Genomic DNA, 1,136 nt, shown 5'->3' with positions numbered 1-1,136 from the left:
CGACCGGTGTCGGTGTAGTCGGGGGCGGGTAGGGCGCGGGTGTCGAGCTTGCCATTGACCGTCAACGGCAACGCCTCAAGCACCACAATCGCGGCCGGCACCATATAAGACGGCAACCGATCCGCGAGCTGGCTGCGGATCGCGACCGGATCAACTGCCCCAGTGTGGGATTCGGTGACATACCCGATCAGGCGCTTATCCCCGGGGTGGTCCTCGCGGGCAACCACCACCGCCTGCCCCACCCCATCCACATTGGCCAGGGCGGTGCGGATCTCACCCAACTCGACGCGATACCCACGGATTTTGACCTGCTCATCCGCGCGCCCCACATACTGCAACTGCCCATCCGGGCCCCAACACACCAAATCCCCGGTGCGATACATCCGCGACCCCAGCGCCCCGAATGGACACGCCACAAACCGCGACGCGGTCAACCCCGCCCTACCCCAATACCCGTACGCGACCCCGGCACCGGCCACATACAACTCCCCGACCACCCCGGCCGGCACCGCACGCAACCACTGATCAAGTACAAAGAAACCCAAATGCGCCAACGGCACCCCGATCGGGCTCGCTATGCCCGCGACATCATCGGCGACGATCTCGCGTACCGAGGCATGCACCGTCGTCTCGGTGGTGCCATACATGTTGATCAGCCGCGTCGACGCTCCATGGTGGCCGAACCACGTCTTTAGACGCGCAGGCTCCAGGGCTTCCCCACCAAACACCACCGATTCCAGCGCCAGCCGTCGATCCAACGCCGCTGACAATCCATCAACGGTTTGCAACGCATAAAACGCCGACGGGGTCTGGCTCAACACCCTGACCTGTTCGGTGACCAGCACCGCATGGAAATCGTGCGGGGACCCGACCGCCGCCTCGGGCACCACAGGAATACCTAAAGGTGTTGCCGTTACCCACCACAACGTGATCGAGCTGCTGGCGTCGGCGGGTGCGTACGTGGAGCGCGCGGGGGTGTGGTCTCAGTGGCATTCCTATGCGTTCGATGTTTCGGTGTGGGAGATCTTCGGCGCCCTGTTGGGTGGGGGCCGGTTGGTGGTGGTGCCCGAGGCGGCGGTCGGGTCCCCGCACGATTTCCATGCGGTGCTGGTCACCGAACAGGTCAGGGTGTTGAG

The 1,136-nt window shown here is 64.5% G+C and carries 1 protein-coding gene and 1 pseudogene; one reads left to right on the top strand and one right to left on the bottom strand.

What is annotated here, in order from left to right; translation table 11 throughout:
* Window positions 1–890: pseudogene (locus A5692_RS25285) on the bottom strand (AMP-binding protein); the annotation flags it as partial.
* 37 nt (window positions 891–927) lie between these two features.
* Here A5692_RS25285 and A5692_RS29300 point away from each other — a divergent pair.
* Window positions 928–1,136, top strand: a 209-nt coding sequence (locus tag A5692_RS29300; protein ID WP_156766270.1) for a hypothetical protein, incomplete at its 3' end; no start/stop codon positions are given.

This window comes from Mycobacterium sp. E342 (genome assembly GCF_001667665.1).
Classification (GTDB): domain Bacteria; phylum Actinomycetota; class Actinomycetes; order Mycobacteriales; family Mycobacteriaceae; genus Mycobacterium.
The sequence above is the reverse complement of the archived record's forward strand: the minus strand, read 5'-3'. Positions and strand labels throughout refer to the sequence as shown.